General features: G+C 72.9%; 16 protein-coding genes, 1 tRNA gene and 1 other RNA gene. 8 read left to right on the plus strand and 10 right to left on the minus strand.

What is annotated here, in order from left to right; all coding sequences use genetic code 11:
• Positions 1-25: 25 nt before the first annotated feature.
• From ACOKGD_RS12340 to pta, 5 genes are all read right to left on the minus strand, one after another.
• Positions 26-853, minus strand: a complete 828-nt coding sequence (locus ACOKGD_RS12340; protein ID WP_342337514.1) for a sulfurtransferase — start codon at positions 851-853, stop codon at positions 26-28.
• Positions 846-3,389 (minus strand): glycoside hydrolase family 65 protein, encoded by a 2,544-nt coding sequence (locus ACOKGD_RS12345; protein WP_342337515.1) that lies wholly within the window; start codon positions 3,387-3,389, stop codon positions 846-848. Before ACOKGD_RS12345 ends, ACOKGD_RS12340 begins: the two co-directional genes overlap by 8 nt.
• Before the next feature lie 68 nt (positions 3,390-3,457).
• Positions 3,458-4,195: an HAD family hydrolase gene (locus ACOKGD_RS12350; RefSeq protein ID WP_342337516.1), complete on the minus strand. Its 738-nt coding sequence runs from the start codon at positions 4,193-4,195 to the stop codon at positions 3,458-3,460.
• Positions 4,196-4,307: 112 nt separating this feature from the next.
• Entirely contained in the window at positions 4,308-5,540 is a 1,233-nt protein-coding gene (locus tag ACOKGD_RS12355) for an acetate/propionate family kinase (RefSeq protein WP_342337517.1), read from the minus strand.
• 46 nt (positions 5,541-5,586) lie between these two features.
• Positions 5,587-7,698 (minus strand): phosphate acetyltransferase, encoded by a 2,112-nt coding sequence (pta, locus tag ACOKGD_RS12360; protein WP_342337518.1) that lies wholly within the window; start codon positions 7,696-7,698, stop codon positions 5,587-5,589.
• Positions 7,699-7,791: 93 nt separating this feature from the next.
• Here pta and ACOKGD_RS12365 point away from each other — a divergent pair, with 93 nt between their 5' ends.
• On the plus strand, positions 7,792-8,226 hold the full coding sequence (locus ACOKGD_RS12365) for a MarR family winged helix-turn-helix transcriptional regulator (protein ID WP_342337519.1): 435 nt from the start codon (positions 7,792-7,794) through the stop codon (positions 8,224-8,226).
• On the plus strand, positions 8,223-9,464 hold the full coding sequence (locus ACOKGD_RS12370) for an MFS transporter (protein WP_342337520.1): 1,242 nt from the start codon (positions 8,223-8,225) through the stop codon (positions 9,462-9,464). The genes ACOKGD_RS12365 and ACOKGD_RS12370 overlap by 4 nt, the downstream gene beginning before the upstream one ends.
• A gap of 85 nt (positions 9,465-9,549) precedes the next feature.
• On the opposite strand, the gene ffs is transcribed toward ACOKGD_RS12370, so the two are convergent.
• Positions 9,550-9,646, minus strand: an RNA gene (gene ffs, locus ACOKGD_RS12375) — signal recognition particle sRNA small type.
• 28 nt (positions 9,647-9,674) lie between these two features.
• On the opposite strand from ffs, the gene ACOKGD_RS12380 reads away from it, so the two are divergent.
• From ACOKGD_RS12380 to ACOKGD_RS12390, 3 genes are read left to right on the plus strand one after another with little or no spacing between them, the layout of a single operon-like run.
• Positions 9,675-10,646 carry an AAA family ATPase gene (locus ACOKGD_RS12380; protein ID WP_342337521.1) on the plus strand — a complete coding sequence of 324 codons (972 nt, stop codon included), beginning with the start codon at positions 9,675-9,677 and terminating at the stop codon, positions 10,644-10,646.
• Between the two features lie 56 nt (positions 10,647-10,702).
• On the plus strand, positions 10,703-11,992 hold the full coding sequence (locus ACOKGD_RS12385; RefSeq protein WP_342337522.1) for a DUF58 domain-containing protein: 1,290 nt from the start codon (positions 10,703-10,705) through the stop codon (positions 11,990-11,992).
• Positions 11,979-14,264: a transglutaminase family protein gene (locus ACOKGD_RS12390; protein ID WP_342337523.1), complete on the plus strand. Its 2,286-nt coding sequence runs from the start codon at positions 11,979-11,981 to the stop codon at positions 14,262-14,264. The genes ACOKGD_RS12385 and ACOKGD_RS12390 overlap by 14 nt, the downstream gene beginning before the upstream one ends.
• 53 nt (positions 14,265-14,317) lie before the next feature.
• Here ACOKGD_RS12390 and ACOKGD_RS12395 read toward each other — a convergent pair.
• The 4 genes from ACOKGD_RS12395 to ACOKGD_RS12410 all read right to left on the minus strand — a co-directional run bounded on the left by ACOKGD_RS12395 (position 14,318) and on the right by ACOKGD_RS12410 (position 16,496).
• A tRNA-Ser gene (locus ACOKGD_RS12395) sits at positions 14,318-14,406 on the minus strand.
• A 189-nt stretch (positions 14,407-14,595) separates the two neighbouring features.
• Positions 14,596-15,285: an NUDIX hydrolase gene (locus ACOKGD_RS12400; protein WP_421355052.1), complete on the minus strand. Its 690-nt coding sequence runs from the start codon at positions 15,283-15,285 to the stop codon at positions 14,596-14,598.
• A 10-nt stretch (positions 15,286-15,295) separates the two neighbouring features.
• On the minus strand, positions 15,296-15,856 hold the full coding sequence (locus ACOKGD_RS12405) for an NADPH-dependent FMN reductase (protein ID WP_342337524.1): 561 nt from the start codon (positions 15,854-15,856) through the stop codon (positions 15,296-15,298).
• 133 nt (positions 15,857-15,989) lie between these two features.
• Positions 15,990-16,496 carry a hypothetical protein gene (locus ACOKGD_RS12410; RefSeq protein WP_342337525.1) on the minus strand — a complete coding sequence of 169 codons (507 nt, stop codon included), beginning with the start codon at positions 16,494-16,496 and terminating at the stop codon, positions 15,990-15,992.
• Between the two features lie 121 nt (positions 16,497-16,617).
• Between ACOKGD_RS12410 and ACOKGD_RS12415 the strand changes: the two genes are divergently transcribed.
• The 3 genes from ACOKGD_RS12415 to ACOKGD_RS12425 all read left to right on the plus strand — a co-directional run bounded on the left by ACOKGD_RS12415 (position 16,618) and on the right by ACOKGD_RS12425 (position 18,449).
• Positions 16,618-16,965 carry a PadR family transcriptional regulator gene (locus ACOKGD_RS12415; RefSeq protein WP_342337526.1) on the plus strand — a complete coding sequence of 116 codons (348 nt, stop codon included), beginning with the start codon at positions 16,618-16,620 and terminating at the stop codon, positions 16,963-16,965.
• Complete coding sequence (locus ACOKGD_RS12420; RefSeq protein ID WP_342337527.1) at positions 16,962-17,762, plus strand: hypothetical protein; 801 nt, start codon at positions 16,962-16,964, stop codon at positions 17,760-17,762. Before ACOKGD_RS12415 ends, ACOKGD_RS12420 begins: the two co-directional genes overlap by 4 nt.
• A 96-nt stretch (positions 17,763-17,858) precedes the next feature.
• The gene (locus tag ACOKGD_RS12425; protein ID WP_342337528.1) at positions 17,859-18,449 is read left to right on the plus strand and encodes a LysR family transcriptional regulator; all 591 of its coding nucleotides are present in this window, start codon (positions 17,859-17,861) and stop codon (positions 18,447-18,449) included.
• Positions 18,450-18,730 lie beyond the last annotated feature (281 nt).

Consider the following 18,730-nt stretch of genomic DNA (forward strand, 5'->3'; position numbering starts at 1 on the left):
GAGCCGGGCGTCACCCGCCGAACCCTCAGGGGGCCGAGCCCACCGCCACCGGGCGATCGGTCAGGTTCGACCACTGACTCCACGAGCCGGGGTAGAGAGCGCCGTCGATGCCGGCCGCGGCGAGCGCCAGCAGCGTGTGCGCGGCGGTCACCCCGGAGCCGCAGTAGGCGCCGACGGGGCGGGACGGATCCACGCCGAGGGCGAGGAAGCGCTCCCGCAGCTGTTCGGCCGGGAGGAGACGCCCCGCCGCGTCGAGGTTCTCGGTGGTGGGGGCCGACAGGGCGCCGGGGATGTGACCGGCGCGGGGATCGATGGGCTCGGTCTCGCCGCGGTAGCGCTCCCCCGCGCGCGCATCGAGCAGGGCGCCGGCGGCGGGAAGGGCCGCGGCCTCGTCGGCGGTGAGCACCGGCATCGCGCCGTACGCGAGCGTGATGTCGCCGTCCGCGGGCGCGACGGATCCGGCCTCCCGCTCGCCGGTCCAGGCCTTCAGCCCGCCGTCGAGCACCCGCACGTCGGCGACGCCGGCGTGACGCAGCAGCCACCACGCGCGGGCGGCCGCCATGCCGGACGAGTCGTCGTAGACCACGACCGGCCGGCCCGCGGTGACGCCCCAGGAGCGCGCGGCGCGCTGCAGATCCTCGATCGCGGGCAGCGGGTGGCGGCCCTCGGTGGCGGGCCGCGTCGGATCCGCCAGCTCGTGGTGCAGATCGACGAACACCGCGCCGGGGATGTGCCCGGCGAGGTACGCCGGATGACCGGCCTCGGGCGCCGCGAGCGTCCAGCGCACGTCGAGGAGGGTCACCTCGCCGAGGCGGGAGGCGAGCTCGTCGGCGGCGATCAGCACGTCACTCATCGATGGCCGCCGTGTCCGGGATGATCGGGATCGACGTGGTCACCGGGGGCAGCGTCGGGTGGACGTCGACGGGGATGGCCTGGTCGGCCGGCCGATCGTCGACACCGCGGATCTCGGACACCGGCTTGAGCCGCGGCCGCCCGTGGACGACGGGCCCCTGGTCGGCGAGCGGGATCACGACCTCCTGGTCGGAGGAGACGAGATACGCCTTGCCGCGGACCTCGAAGGGCACCGGATCGCCCGAGCCGCCCGGGCGCACGGCCACGCGCATCTCGGTGCGTCGCAGCACGATGTCGAGGACCTGGCTCCTCCACTGCAGGGAGTACGCGAGCTCGGGCCAGTCGACGGGCAGGCGCGGGTCGAAGGTGAGCTCGCCGTAGTAGTCGCGCATGCCGCCGAAGCCGGACACGAGCGCCGTCCACACGCCGCCGGCGGACGCCACGTGCACGCCGTCGGCCGCGTTGTGGTGCAGGTCGCCGAGGTCGACGAACAGCGCCTCCTCGAAGTACTGGTGCGCGAGATCCTGGTACCCGACCTCGGCGGCGAGGATCGCCTGCACCACCGCCGAGAGGGTCGAGTCGCCGGTCGTCAGCGGGTCGTAGTAGTCGAAGTCGGCGCGCTTCTCCTCGGGCGTGAAGTGGTTGCCCTGCAGGAACAGCGCCAGCACCACGTCGGCCTGCTTCAGCACCTGGAACCGGTAGATCACCAGCGGGTGGAAGTGCAGCAGCAGCGGGCGCTGCTCCTTCGGGGTGTGCTCGAGGTCCCAGACCTCGCGCTCGAGGAACAGCGAGTCCTGCGGGTGGATCCCGAAGTTCTCCGAGTACGGGATGTGCATGGCGTCGGCCGCGCGCTCCCACGACTCGGGCTCGGACGGATCCAGCTCGACGCGGTCGGCGAGCAGACGGAACGCGGCGGGGTCGCGCTCGGCGATCTCGCGCACGCTGCGGGCCGCTGCCCGCAGGTTGAAGCGCGCCATGACGTTCGTGAAGAGGTTGTCGTTGACGACGGTCGTGTACTCGTCGGGGCCGGTGACGCCGTGGATGTGGAACGACTCGGTGCCCTCGTAGGAGCGCCAGAAGCCCAGCGTCACCCACAGGCGCGCGGTCTCGACGAGCACGTCGGCGCCCTCGCGCTTGAGGAAGTCGAAGTCGTCCGAGGCGCGGCAGTACTTCGTGATCGCATACGAGATGTCGGCGTTGATGTGGTACTGCGCGGTGCCCGCCGCGTAGTACGCGGAGGCCTCCTCGCCGTTGATCGTGCGCCAGGGGAACAGCGCGCCGGCCTCGTTCAGCTGCGCGGCCCGGCGGCGGGCCGCGGGGAGCATCATCGTGCGCATGCGCATCGCGTTCCGCGCCCACAACGGGGTCGTGTAGGCCAGGAACGGCAGGACGTAGATCTCGGTGTCCCAGAAGTAGTGGCCGGAGTACCCGGATCCCGTCACGCCCTTCGCCGAGACGCCGAACCCATCGGCGCGGGCCGCGGCCTGCGCGAGCTGGAACAGGCACCAGCGCGTCGCCTGCTGCAGGCTCTCCTGCCCCGCGATCCGCACGTCCGAGCGATCCCAGTAGTCGTCCATCCAGGCGCGCTGGCGCCGGAACTGCTCGTCGATGCCCAGGCGGCCCACCCGATCCAGGGTGCGGCGGCAGCGGTCGACGAGCTCGCGCGCGGGCATGCCGCGGGACGTGTGGTACGCCACCACCTTGGTGATCGTGATCGGCACGCCGACCTTCGCCTGCGCCCGGAAGACGTGCTTGGCGATGTCCGGCTCGACCAGCTGACGGATGTCGAGCTCGTTCTCGGTGACGACCTCGTGGTGGGCGGCGACGGCGATCGTCATCCCCGACTCCGTCGCCCGGTACGACAGCGCCGAGCGCAGCCCATCCTGCCAGTACTCCTGCGGCTGCAGCACCCGCTCGGCGATCTTCTCGGACTTGCGCGGGTCGAAGGTCGCCGCGCCCTGCGCCTTGCGGACGTGCGCGGGGAGGCCGCCGTAGACGCTCTCGCCGTCCTGCCGGTTCACGAGCTGCGACGAGATGGTGACGGGCGCGTCCTCGTCGAGCAGCGTCACGGTCATCCGCATGATGGCGAGGTGCCTCTCGGCGAAGGACACCATGCGGTCCTCCTCGACCAGCACGTCCTTGCCCGCCGGCGTCCGCCACAGCAGGCGGCGACGGTAGACGCCGTCGCGCATGTCGAGCACCCGCTCGTACTCGCGCATCTCGGCGACGTCGAGCGACAGGGGCTCGTCGTCGACGTAGAGGCGCATGACCTTGGCGTCGGGGGCGTTGATGATCGTCTGCCCGACCTCGGCGAAGCCGTACGCCTGCTCGGCGTGCCGGATCGGCCACGTCTCGTGGAACCCGTTGATGAACGTGCCGTGCTCGTGCGCGTGCCGCCCCTCGGGGTGGTTGCCGCGCAGACCGAGGTATCCGTTGCCGACCGCGAAGAGCGTCTCGGTGACGCCCGCGTCCTCGCCCGAATAGCGCTTCTCGATGAGGCGCCAGGGGTCGACGGGGAAGCGTTCGCGATCGATCATGCAGGATCCTTCCGATTCGGGTTCAGGGATCGTCTGGGGACGTTACGAGTATCGGATCCGGATCCGGGTCAGACGCTGGGAGCGTCGACGAACTCGGCCAGATCCGAGACGACGACGTGCGCGCCCGCGGCCGTGAGCGCGTCCGCGCCCGCCCCGCGGTCGACGCCCACCACCAGCGCGAACGCGCCGGCCGCGGCCGACTCGACGCCGGAGATGGCGTCCTCGATGGCGACCGTGCGCGCGGGGGTCACACCCAGGCGCTGCGCGGCCACGAGGAACACGTCGGGGGCGGGCTTGGAGGGCAGGTGCTCGCGCTCGGCGACCACCCCGTCGACGATGACCGCGAAGCGGTCGGTGACGCCCGCCGCGGCGAGCACGTCGCCGGCGTTCTTCGAGCTGGAGACGATGGCGGCAGGGATGCCCGCCGCGTCGAGGACGTCGAGCAGGCGCAGCGTGCCGGGGTAGGCGGCGATGCCGTCCTCGTTCAGCACGCGCGAGAACACGGCGTTCTTGCGGTTGCCGATGCCGCAGACCGTGTCGGCGGCGGGGTCGTCGGACGGATCGCCCCACGGCACCTCGACATCGCGGCTGCGCAGCAGGGCGGCCACGCCGTCGTAGCGCTTCTTGCCGTCGAGGTGGTCGAAGTAGTCGTCCGGCGTGTACGCGGGCGTGATGCCCCAGTCGGCGAACAGCTGCTCGAACATCACCTGCCAGGCGTGCATGTGCACCTCGGCGGTCGGCGTGACGACGCCGTCGAGGTCGAACAGCACCGCGTCGTAGGCGGTGAGATCGGGCAGTTCCTGCACGGCACGTCCTCCTGATCAGTGGGCGACACGGCCAGCGTAACCCCGGGCCTGTTACGCGGATATGTCCGGTGGGTGCCCGGCGGCACGCGGGTTCGCGCCCGCGCGGGGCGAGTCAGTCGTCGGCGGTCGCGGCGAGCGCCTGGCGGGCGATCTCGAGCTCCTCGTTGGTGGGCACCACGAGCACGGCGACCTTCGATGCGTCGGTGGAGATGAGCCGCGGATCGTGCCCGCGGACGGCGTTGCGCTCGGGGTCGAGCTCGACACCCGCGAACCCGAGGGTGGCGACCGCCCCCTCGCGGATCTCGGGGGCGTTCTCCCCCACGCCGGCGGTGAACGAGATGACGTCGACGCCGCCCAGCTGGGCGATGTAGGCCCCGGCGTAGGCGCGCAGCCGGTGCAGGTACACATCGAACGCCAGCTGCGCGTCGGCATCGCCGGCCTCGCGCCGGGCCGAGAGGTCGCGCATGTCGCTCACGCCCGCGAGACCGAGCACACCGCTCTTCTTGTTCAGCAGCGTGTCGAGGTCGTCGATCGAGAGCGAGGCACGGCGCGCCAGGTGCAGCAGCACCGCCGGGTCGAGGTCGCCCGAGCGCGTGCCCATCACGAGGCCCTCGAGGGGGGTGAGGCCCATCGAGGTCTCGACCGAGCGCCCGCCGTCCACGGCGGTGACGGACGCGCCGTTGCCGAGGTGGAAGACGATCTGCTTGAGGTCGGCGACGTCGCGACCGAGGAACTCGGCGGCCCTGGCGCTGACGTAGGCGTGGCTGGTGCCGTGGAATCCGTACCGTCGCACCCGGTGCTTGTCGGCCAGCTCGCGGTCGATCGCGTAGGTGTACGCGGCCGGCGGCAGCGTCTGGTGGAAGGCCGTGTCGAACACGGCGACGTGCGGGATGTCGGCGAAGCTGCGGCGGGCGGCGCGGATGCCCTGCAGCGCGCCGGGATTGTGCAGCGGCGCGAGCACCGAGAGGTCGTCGATGTTGATCTCGACGAGGTCGGTGATCACCGTCGCCTCGAAGAAGCGCGCGCCGCCGTGCACCACGCGGTGCCCGACCGCGACCGGAGCGTGCTCGTCGAGCGAGGGGCCGTGCTGCGCGAAGGCCTCGAGCATGACCGAGAAGCCGACCGTGTGATCCGGGATCGGGCGCTCGATCTCGTGCGTGGCCTCGAGCACCGTCGGCGCCGGCTGGCCGGGCTCCGCCCAGGAGCGGATGGTGTGCGTGGCACGACCGGTGCCCTGGCCGATCCGCTCGACGAGGCCGGAGGCGAGCACCCGCTCGCTGACCATGTCGAGCAGCTGGTACTTGAACGACGACGAGCCGCTGTTGACGACGAGGACGATGCTCATGAGGCTCCTGTCTGCCCGAGGTCCGCCGCGTCTCGATTCGCTTCGCTCACTCGACGACCACCTGGGCCTGGATCGCGGTGATCGCGACCGTGTTGACGATGTCCTGCACCAGCGCCCCGCGCGAGAGGTCGTTGATGGGCTTGTTGAGGCCCTGCAGCACGGGGCCGATCGCGAGCGCCCCGGCGGAGCGCTGCACGGCCTTGTAGGTGTTGTTGCCCGTGTTGAGGTCGGGGAAGACGAACACCGTGGCGCGGCCGGCGACATCCGAGTCGGGCAGCTTGGCCTTGGCCACCGCGGCGTCGGCGGCGGCGTCGTACTGGATCGGGCCCTCGAGCGGCAGCTCGGGGGCGCGCTCGTGGGCGAGCTGCGCCGCCGCGCGCACCTTCTCGACGTCGGCACCGGATCCGCTCTCGCCCGTCGAGTACGACAGCATCGCGACCCGCGGCTCGACGCCGAACTGGGCGGCCGTGGCGGCCGACGAGATCGCGATGTCCGCGAGCTGCTCGCTTGTGGGATCCGGGATCACCGCGCAGTCGCCGTAGACGAGGACGCGGTCGGCGAGGGCCATCAGGAACACGCTCGAGACGACCGAGACGCCGGGCTTGGTCTTGATGATCTCGAAGGCCGGGCGGATCGTGTGCGCCGTCGTGTGCGCGGCGCCCGACACCATGCCGTCGGCGAGACCGAGGTGCACCATCATCGTGCCGAAGTACGACACGTCGGTGACGGTGTCGGCGGCCTTCTCGTACGTGACGCCCTTGTGCGCGCGCAGCCGGGCGTACTCGGTCGCGAAGCGGTCGACCAGCTCGGGATCGAACGGGCTCACCAGGTCGGCGCCGGACAGGTCGATGCCGAGCTCGGTCGCGCGCGAGCGGATGGCGTCGGGCTCGCCGAGGATCGTCAGGTCGGCGACGCCGCGCTTGAGGAGCGTGGCCGACGCCTTGAGCACGCGGTCGTCGCCGCCCTCGGGCAGCACGATGCGGCGCCGGTCGGCGCGGGCGCGCTCGATCAGGCCGTACTCGAACATCAGCGGGGTGACGACCGTGGCGCGGGCCACGCCCAGCACGCGGGTGAGCTCGTCGGTGTCGACGTGCTGCTCGAACAGCGCGAGCGCCGTGTCGTAGCGGCTGCCCTCGCCGGTGGCGCGACCGCGTGCGCTCATCACGCGCACCGCGGTCTCGTAGGTGCCGAGGTCGGTCGTGACGATCGGGAGGTTCGAGGCCAGGCCGTCGATGAGCCGCAGGACGTCGCCGGGCACGGGGAAGGGCCCGTTCAGGATCACCCCCGTCAGCGACGGGAACGTGCCCGACTGGTTCGCGAGGAGGGCCGCGATGAGCACCTCGGTGCGGTCGGCGGGGATGACCACCACGGCGCTCTCGGTCAGGCGCGGCAGCACGTTGACCATCGACATGCCGGCGATGACCACGCCGAGGGCCTCCCGCGCGAACGCGGGATCGTCGCCGCGCACACGCGTTCCGCCGATGGCGCGGGTGATCTCGGCCATCGACGGGGCCACGAGCAGCCGCTCCTCGGGGAGCGCCCACACGGGGTGGCTCTCGCCGATGACGTTGCGCACGGCGCCGATGATCTCGGAGAGCAGGGCCGGGTCGGCGCGGTTGACCACCGTGGCCGCGAGCTCGGCGCGGCCCTTCTGGAGCTCGGGGATGGCGAGGTGGGCGAGCTGCTCGATCTCCTCGGGCGTGCGGGCGGCGGCGGTGCCGAGCTGCTCGCCGTGGCCCTGCTGCGCGCGGCCGCCGAGCACCAGCAGCACGGGGGCGCCGAGGTTTGCGGCGATGCGCGCGTTGTAGGCGAGCTCTGCGGGGCTCCCCACGTCGGTGTAGTCGGATCCGAGCACCACGACGGCGTCAGACTGCGCCTCGATGGCCTTGAACCGGGACACGATCGTGCCGAGGGCGGCCTCGGGGTCGGCGCGCACCTCGTCGTAGTCGACGCCGATGCAGTCGTCGTACGCGAGGTCGACGCCGTCATGGGCGAGGAGCGCCTCGAGCACCCAGTCGCGCTCGTCCTTGGCCCGGGTCACCGCGCGGAACACGCCCACCCTCGGCGTCGCGCGGCTCAGCGCGTCGATCACGCCCAGCGCGATCGTGGACTTGCCCGAGTGCCCCTCCGCAGAGGTGATGTAGATGCTCCTGGCCACGTGGCTCAGCCTATGGGCGGCCACCGACCCGCGGACAGGGGCGGTTCGACATCGAACGACCCCCTTTCCATACCCGAGTTATATAATCGGGATATGGAAAACATCGAGGCGGTGCTCGACGTCCTGACCTCGAGTCACCGACTCGGTCTCGCCGTCGCCCGCGAGACCGGCTCCACGACCCCCGCCGCCCAGTGGCGCGCGCTGTCCGTGCTGCACAACCACGGCCCGCTGCGCCTCGGCGCCCTCGCCGCGGCCTGCCGCGTGACCCAGCCGGGCATCACCCGGCTGGTGCGCGGCATGACCGTCGCGGGGCTCGTCGAGAAGCACCCCGATCCGTCCGACGCGCGCGCGGTGGTGATCCGGATCACCGATGCGGGTCGCGCCGCCCGCGCCGACTGGATCGAGACCGTGCGGACGGTGCTGGCGCCGCGGTTCGCGGACCTCACGGACGACGAATGGGCCGCGGTCCTCACCACCGCCGCGCTTCTCGAGGCGCGCACCGCAGACGTCACGATCGGAGCCGAATGAGCACCCACTCCCCCGCCGGAATCCTGAAGCAGCCCCTGGCCGTCTGGGCGATCGCGTTCGCGTGCGTCGTGTCGTTCATGGGCATCGGCCTGGTCGATCCGATCCTCCCGGCGATCGCGCGCGAGCTGCAGGCGTCGCCGACCGAGACGTCGCTGCTGTTCACGACCTACCTGCTCATCACGGGCGCGGCGATGTTCTTCACCTCGTGGCTCTCGAGCCGCATCGGGCCCAAGCGCACCCTGCTGATCGGCCTCGCCGTGATCGTCGTCTTCGCCACCCTGGCGGGTCTGGCCGACAGCGTGTTCGGCGTGATCGGCTTCCGCGCCGGCTGGGGCCTCGGCAACGCGCTGTTCATCTCGACGGCGCTCGCCACCATCATCGGCGCCTCGACGGGGGGCGCCGCGGGCGCGATCATCCTGTACGAGGCGGCGCTCGGCGTCGGCCTGGCCATCGGCCCGCTGCTCGGCGGCCTTCTCGGGTCGGTGTCGTGGCGCACGCCGTTCTTCGGCACGGCCGTGCTGATGGCGGTCGGCTTCGTCGCCGTCGCCTCGCTGCTGCGCCTGCCCCGCGCCACCCCGCAGCCCACGAAGCTCTCGGCGCCCTTCCGCGCCCTCGGCGACAAGGCCCTGCTCACCACGGCCCTCGCCGCGCTGTTCTACAACATGGGCTTCTTCGTGCTGCTCGCCTGGACGCCGTTCGCGCTTGTGCCGCTGGGCATGGAGGACGCGATGACGCTCGGCTGGATCTTCTTCGGCTGGGGCCTCGCCGTCGCGATCAGCTCGGTGTTCGTCGCGCCGCTGCTCACGGCCCGGATGCGCCGCACCACCGTGCTGCTGGTGATCCTGCCGCTGCTCGCCGTGACCGAGGGTCTGATGGCGGCCATGGCCTCGAACGCCACCGCGCTGATCGTGCTCGTTGTGGTCGGCGGCCTGCTGCTGGGCGTGATGAACACCGTGCTGACGGAGGTGTCGATGGACGCCACGACGCTGCCGCGATCGGTGGCCTCGAGCACGTACTCGGGCGTGCGCTTCCTCGGCGGCGCCGTCGCCCCGCCGCTGGCGTCGTGGCTGGGAGACACGGTGTTCGAGTCGACCGCCGCCCCGTTCGTCTTCGGCGTGGTCGCGCTCATCGTGTCGGCCGTGATGGTCGCCACGGGGCGCCGCCACCTGCGCCGCGCCGACGGTCTGGAGGAGACCGAGCTCGAGACCGCGGAGGCGATCGGCGTCGGCGCCGAGTAGCCCGATGACAAGAAGAACGGCCGGCCCCTCGGAGGGGCCGGCCGTTCTCATTCCGGTCCGGTGCGCCATTGCACGGGGACTCGGCGAAAAAGACTCTCCGCGTACCCGACAGAGCCTGGTTACCCTTGCTACGTTTCCGTCCTGGGGGAGTTGGCCTGGATGTCGCCACGCGGAGAGCTTCCACCAGTTTAGACGACGAATGGAGCACCCGTGCCCGAGCCCCTCACCCCGGAGCGCTTCCGGCACGCGACCGACGAGATCATCCGATCCGTCTCGACGGTGATCGACGGAAAGCCGCTGGCCGTGCGCATGGCGCTCGTGGCCCTGCTCGCCGAAGGTCATCTGCTCATCGAGGACGTCCCCGGCGTCGGCAAGACGGTGCTCGCGCGGGCCGTCGCCGCCTCGATCCAGGCCCGGGTGCGTCGGATCCAGTTCACCCCGGATCTGCTCCCCAGCGACGTCACGGGCGTGTCGGTGTTCAACCCCGCCACGCGCGAGTTCACCTTCACCCCGGGCGCCGTCTTCGCGAACATCGTGATCGCCGACGAGATCAACCGCTCCTCCCCCAAGACGCAGTCGGCGCTGCTCGAGGCCATGGAGGAGCGGCAGGTGACGGTGGACGGGACATCGCACACGCTCCCGGATCCGTTCCTCGTGGTCGCCACCCAGAATCCGCTCGAGATGGAGGGCACCTACCCCCTCCCCGAGGCGCAGCGCGACCGCTTTATGCTGCGGATCTCGATGGGCTACCCCGACGCCGCGGCCGAGGCCCTGATGCTGCGCCAGCGCGACACCGAGAACCCGCTCGCGGCGCTGCGGCCCGTCGTCTCGGTCGACGACGTCTCGGCGCTGATCGCCTTCGCCCGGGCGGTGCACGTCGCCCCGACGATCGAGGAGTACGCGGTGGCGCTGGCCCAGGCCACGCGCAGCCACCCGGACCTGCTGCTGGGCGCCTCGCCGCGCTCGACCCTGCAGCTCGTGCGCGCGGCGAAGGTGTGGGCCGCCCTCGACGGGCGCGGCTTCGTCATCCCCGACGACGTCACCGAGCTGCTGGAGCCGGTGTTCGCGCACCGCCTCATCCCCTCCCGCACCGCGGCCGGCGCGAGCCGCGCCGGCGATCCGGTGCCGCAGATCCTCGAGCGGATCGCGGCATCCGTGCGCGTGCCGCTGGCCGTGCGCTGAGCACCGCAGAGCATCCGCCCCCGTTCGCGGTCTCCGAGACGTAGCCTGAGCGCATCATGTCCCCCTCCTCGCCCGCCCGCACCCTGGGCGCCGCGCCGCTGACGCCGCGTGGGCTCGGCGCGGTGCTGCTCGGCATCGCGCTGCTGATCGCGGCGACGTCGCTCGGACGCGTCGAGCTGGCGCTGTTCGGGCTGGCGCTGATCCTGCTCGTGGTGGGCGGCTGGATCAGCCTGCGCCTGTCGGGACGCGTCGTGGACGTCGACCGCGCGCTGTCGACCGATGTCGCCAGCGTCGGCGGGATGTCGCATGTCGAGGCGCGCCTCCAGCTCTCGATCCGGCCGGTGCCGGGTGGCGTGTGGCGCGACGCGCTGCCGGACGCCCTGCGCCCCGTGAGGACCGACGCCTCGCCGGGCCCGTCGGGCGAGCTGCCCCCTGGCGGCCGCGGCACCCTGCACGTGTCGTATGCCGTGGTGGGCATGCGACGCGGGCGGCACGCCGTCGGGCCGCTGCAGACCGCCGCCGTCGACCCGTTCGGGCTCGCGCGGCGGCGGATGACGGTGGGGATGCGCACACCCGTGACGATCGTCCCCGCGGTGGTGGCCCTGCCGTCCCTGCCCGGATCGCCCGGCGCGGTCGGCAGCTCGCAGCTCACGACGGGCCGGCACGGCCAGGGCGCCGACAACCTCATCCCCCGCCCCTACGCGCCCGGCGACTCGATGCGCCGGATCCACTGGCGGGCCTCCGCCCACCACGGGTCGTTCATGGTGCGCGAGGAGGAGCGCGAGACCACCCCGCACGCGATCATCGTGTTCGATCGCGGCGCCGCGCGCTGGGGAGGCACGGCGAGGCACGGGGGCGACGAGGGCTTCGAGGCCGCGGTCACTCTGGTCGTCTCGGCCGCGTGGAGCCTCGCCCGCGACGGGTACTCGGTCAGCGTGACAGACAGCGACGGCGCGCCGATCGGCCTCGTCGAGTCGCACGAGGACATGTCGGATCTGCTTGTGGCCTTCGCCTCCGTCTCCCCCCGCGGCGAGGACACCCTGCACCGCCTCGGCTCCAGTGGGATCGTGCGCTCCGCGGCCCCGGTGGTGCTCGTCACGGGGCGCCTCACGAGCGAGGACGTCGCCGGATTCGGCGCCGTGGCCGCGCAGTCGTCGCGCCCCGTGCTGCTGAGCGCGCGCCCCGAGGGCGATGCCCTCGAGCGGGCCGCCCGCGGCGGCTGGCACACGGCGCGGCTCGGGACGGACGTCGAGGCGTCGTGGGGCGCGGCCACCCAGCTGGGAGGCGCGTGGGCCGAGGCCCAGGCCGCCACGCCGCTCGAGGGGGCCGGCGATGTCGGTCGCTGAGGCGCCGCTGCGCGAGCTGCTCGAGGCGGCCCCGGGACCCGCCCCGAAGCGGACGCGGGCCCCGCGCCCGTCCGGCGACCTGGCGCTCACCCTGGGCGTGGGCGCGGCCACGATCACCGCCGTCTTCCCGATCACACGCCTGATCGCCCCGTCGTGGCTGCTCGCCGCGACGCTCGTCACGGCGCTCGTGCTGCTGACCGGATGGGCCCTGCGCCGCTCCTCCCTCCCCGCGGGCATCGCCGTCGCGGGCGAGGCGCTGGCGTGGGTCGTGTGCTCGACGGTGGCCCTCGGCCACGAGGACGCGCTGCTCGGCATCCTGCCGACCGTGGGGGTCGTCCAGGATCTGCCGCGCCTGTTCGGCATCGTGGGGACCGAGATCGTCGAGGGCGTCGCCCCCGTCACACCGAGCCACGAGTTCTGGTTCGTCCTCGTCGCGGCCACCGGCCTGCTCGCGCTTCTCGTCGGCCTCGTGGTGCGCGCGGCGCACCTGCCGCTTCTGGGGGCGGCGATCGTGATCGTCGTCTTCACCATCCCGCAGCTCGCCGTGCCGGGGGACCCGGATCTCGTGGGCGCCGTGATCCTGACCGCGGCGATCCTGTGGATCGTCCGCACCGAGATCCGGGTCCGCCGTCCGGGGATGGAGATGGGGCCCGTCGCGTCGACGTGGGCCACCGTGATGGGCGTCGGATCGGTCGTGGTCGCGCTGATCCTCACGCCGCTCGTGCCGCTGTCGGACGCGGTGGGCGGCGGAATCGGACGCACGTCGTCGATCACCGCCTCGCTGGACCTCGGCGACGACCTGCGCCGCCCGGAGGACGTCGAGGTGCTGCGTGTGCACACCGACGCACCGCGGGCGCCGTACCTGCGCGTGGCGACGCTGACCCGCTTCGACGGGCGGCAGTGGGCGCCCGACGGCACCACACGCGGATCGCTCGACTTCGCGTCCGTGGAGTCGACCGCGCCGGTCGAGGAGCGCACCACGTCGATCGAGATCACCCGGCTCACGAGCGAGTACCTGCCGGTGCCCTACCCCGCCACGAAGGTCGCGGGCGCCACCGGGGCGTGGAGCGCCAACCGCCTGAACCGCACGGTGGTCGGCTCGTCCGGCACGAACTCGCTCGGCCAGCGGTATCTCGTCACCTCGCAGGAGATGCAGCCGACCCGCGAACAGGCGCGCGAGATCATGCCGCGCGGCGGCGGCGACATCCCGTTCTCGTTCTCGGTGCGCGGGGTACCCGAGATCACGAACGAGGCGCTGACGCTGCCCGAGGTCGACACGGTCGCGGGGATCCGCGCGGCGGCGCTGGAGGCCATCGGCGAGGCCGGCAACGCGTACGACGCGCTCGTCGCGCTGCAGTCCTGGTTCCGCACGGACGGCGACTTCGAGTACTCGCTCGAGGCGCCCGTCGAGGAGGGCTTCGACGGATCCGGCATCGAGGCCATCAGCCGGTTCCTCGAGGTGCGCAGCGGCTACTGCGTGCACTTCGCGTCGACGTTCGCGGTGATGGCGCGCTCCCTCGGGATCCCCGCGCGGGTGGTCGTCGGCTACCTGCCGGGCGAGGACACCGGCGAGGACATCGACGACCAGAGCGTCTACACCGTGCTCGGCTCGCAGCTGCACGCCTGGCCGGAGGCGTACCTCGAGGGGATCGGCTGGGTGCCGTTCGACCCCACCAAGAGCCTCGGTCGCCCGACGCTGCTGAGCTCGGCCGCCGACTCCGCCGGGGCCCCCACGGACGGGCCCGACGCGACGGCGGCGCCGACGCCCGTCCCGACCCGCACCGCCCTCGAGGACCGCGGCGACATCGACAACCCGACCGGCGCGGCGCGCGGGTTCGACCCGACGGTGCTGCTGCGCACGCTCGCGATCGTCCTGGGGGCGCTTGTGCTGCTGTCGATCCCGGCGGTGCTGCGTGCGGTGCGGTGGCGCTCGCGTCTGGTCGCCGCCTCCCGCGGCCACGCGGTCGCCGCCTGGCGCGAGCTGCAGGATCTGGTGATCGACGCCGGATCCGCGGTGGACGAGAGCGAGTCCCCGCGCGTCTTCGCGGCCCGGCTCACCCGCGAGCGGGGTGTCCCCGCGGCCGCGCTGGACGTCCTCGTCGCCGCGATCGAACGGGCGAGCTTCGCGCCCCCGTCGACCGACGCGGGCCCGGATCTCGCCCGCTCGCTGCGGACCGTGCGGCGGGTGCTGCTGCCGGCCGGCCGCGATCGCCTGCGCGCCTCGCTGATGCCGCGTTCGCTGCTGATCCGGCCCCGCGTCGTCGAGAGATGATCGCCCGGGCATAAGAGAAGCCCCGCACCATCAGGTGCGGGGCTTCTCTGCGGCGGAAGCGACAGGATTTGAACCTGCGAGACGAGTTACCCCGCCTACATGGATTCCAGCCATGCTCCTTCGGCCGCTCGGACACGCTTCCAGAGGAAGAGCCTACCATCCGGCTCCCCGCCCTCTTCGCGGTCGGCGCTCCTGGGATGGGCGCAGGGAGTGTCGTGGCCGCGGGTGCGCCGCCGCCACGGGTTCTCCGGGGATCCCGGATCCGCAGGGGCGATCCGCCGGATCCGATCCTGGGTTCCCGGGATCCCCTGGGAAGCCTGGCCGCCGCTGCTCAGGGGGTGAGCGGGATCCGGCGGTCGTGATCCCACGGCTCGGTCCAGGCCAGACGATCGAACAGGGCGTCGAGCAGCAGGGCCGTGAACCCCCACACGAGGTGCGGCCCCACGGTGAAGGCCGGGCCGCGCCACTCGCGCCCGTCGCGCCGGATCACGGTGACACCGCGGTGGTCCGGATCGAGCAGGTCTGCCACGGGGGCGCGGAACACGGCGGCCGACTCACCCTCGTCGACCACGCGCACGGGCGACGGCTCGCGCCACCACCCGAGCACCGGCGTGACGAGGTGCCGCGAGAACGCCAGCGGCACCTCGGGGAGCGCGCCGAGCACGTCGACGCCACGCGGGTCGAGGCCCGTCTCCTCGCGGGCCTCGCGCAGGGCGGTGGCCGCCGGATCCGCGTCGCCCGGATCGACCCGCCCGCCGGGGAAGGCGACCTGCCCGGGGTGCGCCCGCAGCGTCGCCGCGCGCGAGAGCAGCAGCACGTCGAGGTCGCGCGAGACCGCCGCGGCGCGCGTCTCGCTGGGGGCGCCGTCGAGCACGCCGAACAGCATAAGCACCGCGGCCGCTCGGGGAGACGCCGCGGGCGGCATCTCCGTCACGAGCGGGCGGGCGCCCGGTGCGGCGACACGGGCGAGCTGCGCCCGCGCATCCCCCGGGCTGAGGTGATCCGGATCCTGCTGCGCCATGCGACCGAGGCTAACCCCGCAGCGGCCGGAGGGCGCCGGCCCAGCGTTCGAGCTGAGCGAACATGTCCTGCGCGATCGGGGCGTGATGGTCGCCCGGAATGAACTCGCTGTTGTCCTCGAAGTCGGTCGCGAGCAGGAAGTTCAGCGCCGTGCGGACGTCGGCGATCTGCAGCTCGCCGCAGATGCCGCGCAGGTGCTCGACCGCCCGGCCCGCGCCGAGCGATCCGTAGCCGGCGAATGCCGCGGCCTTGTCGTTCCACTCGGCGTAGGCGTAGTCGAGGGCGTTCTTCAGCGCGGCCGAGGTCGAGTGGTTGTACTCGGGCGTCACGAACACGTACCCGTCGTACCGCGCGACCAGCGCGGCCCAGCGACGGGTGTGCTCGTGCGAATAGTGGCCCTGCGACGGCGGCACGGGCTCGTCGAGCAGCGGCAGATCGTGCTCGGCGAGGTCGACCAGCTCGTAGGCCGCCTCGCGGCCGGCGGCCTGCTCGACCACCCAGTCGGCGACGGCTTTCCCGTTGCGCCCGGGGCGGGTGCTGCCCAGGATCACGGCGATGCGGAGATCGGACATGGTTCCTCCTCTTGTCGTCGGGACCTCGATCGTCGCGTGCCGGCCCGGATGCCGCACCGGGGTTGACACCCGCGGGGCCCGGGAACGCAGAGACCCCGCCGGCCGGAGCCGACAGGGTCTCGAAGCAGCAGCCTCAGCCGCAGTTGGGGCAGACGCCCGTGAGGGGCATCTGCATGAAGCACGACATGCAGACCTGGCCCTCGCGGGGCTCGGTCGCGCCCGAGCGAGGCGTGGCGGGGCCGTTCGAGCTGCGCGGAGCCGTGGCGCGCTTCGGCTTCGCGGCGCCGAGCGGGCGCTCACGGGTCTCGAAGTGCGTGATTCCCCACGCGCCGCGGAAGCGGCGGCTGGCCCACCGCGGACGATCGCCGGCCAGGCGCTGGGCGTCCGACTCCGAGCGGAAGCCCGTGGTGTAGCCGTCGTGCACCTCGAGGGCGGGGCCGCCGCCGGCGCGCTCGATCTTGAAGTAGGTGCGGAACCCGTGCAGGGTCGCTCCCTCGCCGACGCCCGCGGCGATGCCGCGCAGCAGCTCGAGGTTGCCCACCGGGGTTCCGTAGCGCACGAATGCCTGCTCGATCGAGTCGAGGGTCACGGCCCGACCTTCTTTGGCGTGGTCGATGGATCGTTCCGGCGTGCTGCTCATCTTCCTATTCTCTCGCGTGTCGACTGGATGAAAGCCCCGGCGTGTCGAGTGCACAGCGCCTGCCCGGGAAGCGCGGTCCGGGATCCTCGACATATTCCAGCCGTCAGAGTATCGTTCCCGCATGCCGCCGCTCACGCCCGCGTCCTTCTGGATCCTCACCGCGCTTGCCGCGCGGCGCCGCCACGGGTACGACATCCTGCGCGAGACCGCGGATGCCTCGGCCGGTCGCGTGGCGCTGAAGGTGGCCACGCTGTACGCCGCGCTCGAGCGCCTGGAGGCCGAGGGGCTGGTGCGTCCCGACGGCGAGGAGGTCGTGGGCGGCCGCATCCGGCGGTACTTCGCGCTCACGCCCGAGGGCGGCGAGCGCCTCGCGGCCGAGGCCGACGCCATGGCCGCCGCGGCCCGCGTCGCGCGCGCCCGCCTCGCGTCGCCGCGACCGGCTACCGGCCACGCGATGGGCATCGCATGATCCCGGGCGGGGACCCCCACGGCCCGGGCCCGAATCGCCTGCCTCCCGCACAGGAGGCGCGCTTCCGCCGCCTGCTGCGCTGGTATCCGCGCGGCTGGCGCGCACACCACGGCGAGGCGCTGCTCGGGACGCTGCTCGACCTGGCCGAGCACGAGGGGCGCACCTCGCCCTCCGCCGGCGAGGGCTTCGCCGCCGCGGTGAACGGCCTCGGCACACGCCTCGATCGTCGGTTCGCCTTCTGGTCGGCGCTCGCGGCGCTCGCCGCGGGCCTCACCGCGATCCCGATGGTCGCCGACGGCCTGCGGGGCGCCGAGAACCTCGCCTACCCCGCGCTTGCGGTGCTGCTCGCTCCGGGGCTCGCGGCGACCGCGGTCATCGGACACGTGCGCCAGGCACGGATCGTCTCCCCCGCCCGCGCGATGCTGATCCTGGCACTGGCCTGGGCGGCCCTCGCCGTCGCCGCCGTGGCGCAGGCGCTGTGGGTGGTGGGCTTCGACATGGCCGATGCGGGGCTGCCGACGACGGGCCTCATCGCGGGGTTCTGGCAGGTCTTCGGCGTCGCCGTGGTGCTCGGCGCAGTCGCGATCGCCGCGGTGATCGAGGCGATGATGATGCGCGCCGGGGTGGGCGGTCGCCCGGTGCGGGTGCTCACGGGCGGCGTCATCGGCGCCGTCGCCGCGCCCGCCATCGGACTGTCGCTCATCACCCCCGTGGCCGTGCTCTTCGTCTCGATCGCGCTCGCGATCTCGGCGCGTCCGCGACGCGAGGCCGCCGCGCAGCCACCCGCCTCTGCCTAGCCTCGCTCGGGGCGCTCCGGGCTGATGGATGACGACGCGTTACCGAGCGAGTCGCCCTCCGAGGCGCGCTCGATCGCGATTCCCTAGCATCGCGGCATGACCGCGACCCTCGACATCGTGCTGCTGCGCACCGTGGTCGCGATCGACGACTGCGGCGGCTTCGGCCGCGCCGCCGAGGAGCTGCGCATCAGCCAGCCCACGGTCAGCCAGCACGTGCGCTCACTCGAGCGGCGCCTGGGGCAGGCGCTGGTCGAGAAGGACGGGCGGCGCTCCCGCTTCACCCCGGCCGGTGCGGCGCTGCTCGCCGAGGCCCGCCGGATCATCGCCGTGCATGATCAGGCGCTGGAGCGGCTCGACGTGTCCACGCGGCCTCCCCTGGCCGTCGGGGCATCGCCCGTGGCGGTCGAGACCGTGCTGCCCGGCCTGGTCGACGCGCTGCGCGACATGCACCCGGATCGCCCGGTGCAGGTCACGACCGACCGCTCGGCCGCGCTCACGCAGGGCGTGCGCAGCGGCGCCCTCGACCTCGCGCTTGTGTTCGAGGTCTCGCCGGCCGGCGAGCCGCCCACCGAGGACGGTGCGCTGGAGGTCGGGCACCTGCGCCTGATCTGGCGTCGCGGGCTCGGATCCGACGTCGTCGCCGCGGCCACCGGCGCCGCCGGCGGCGCGCTCGCGGCGGCGCTGTAACGCCGACCCCCGGCGCCCGCGCGGGCCTGGGGCGCGCGTCACGGGGCGACGCGCGCCGACACGGAGGTTCACGAACCGACACATGACGTCGCGCGTCGTCCGGTCCGCCGTCACGCCGGGATGCGCGGAAAGACGGGCCCCACGCGCCATTCCCACCAGATCGATAGGAAAAGCGGATCGGAGCGCCCGCACTCTCCTATTGGACGCGCCGGTCGCCCCGTCCGCACGATCGCTCTCACACCACTCGATCGTCACGGAAAGGGCGACACCATGAACGCATC

The organism is Microbacterium phosphatis, from assembly GCF_049177115.1.
GTDB lineage: Bacteria > Actinomycetota > Actinomycetes > Actinomycetales > Microbacteriaceae > Microbacterium > Microbacterium phosphatis.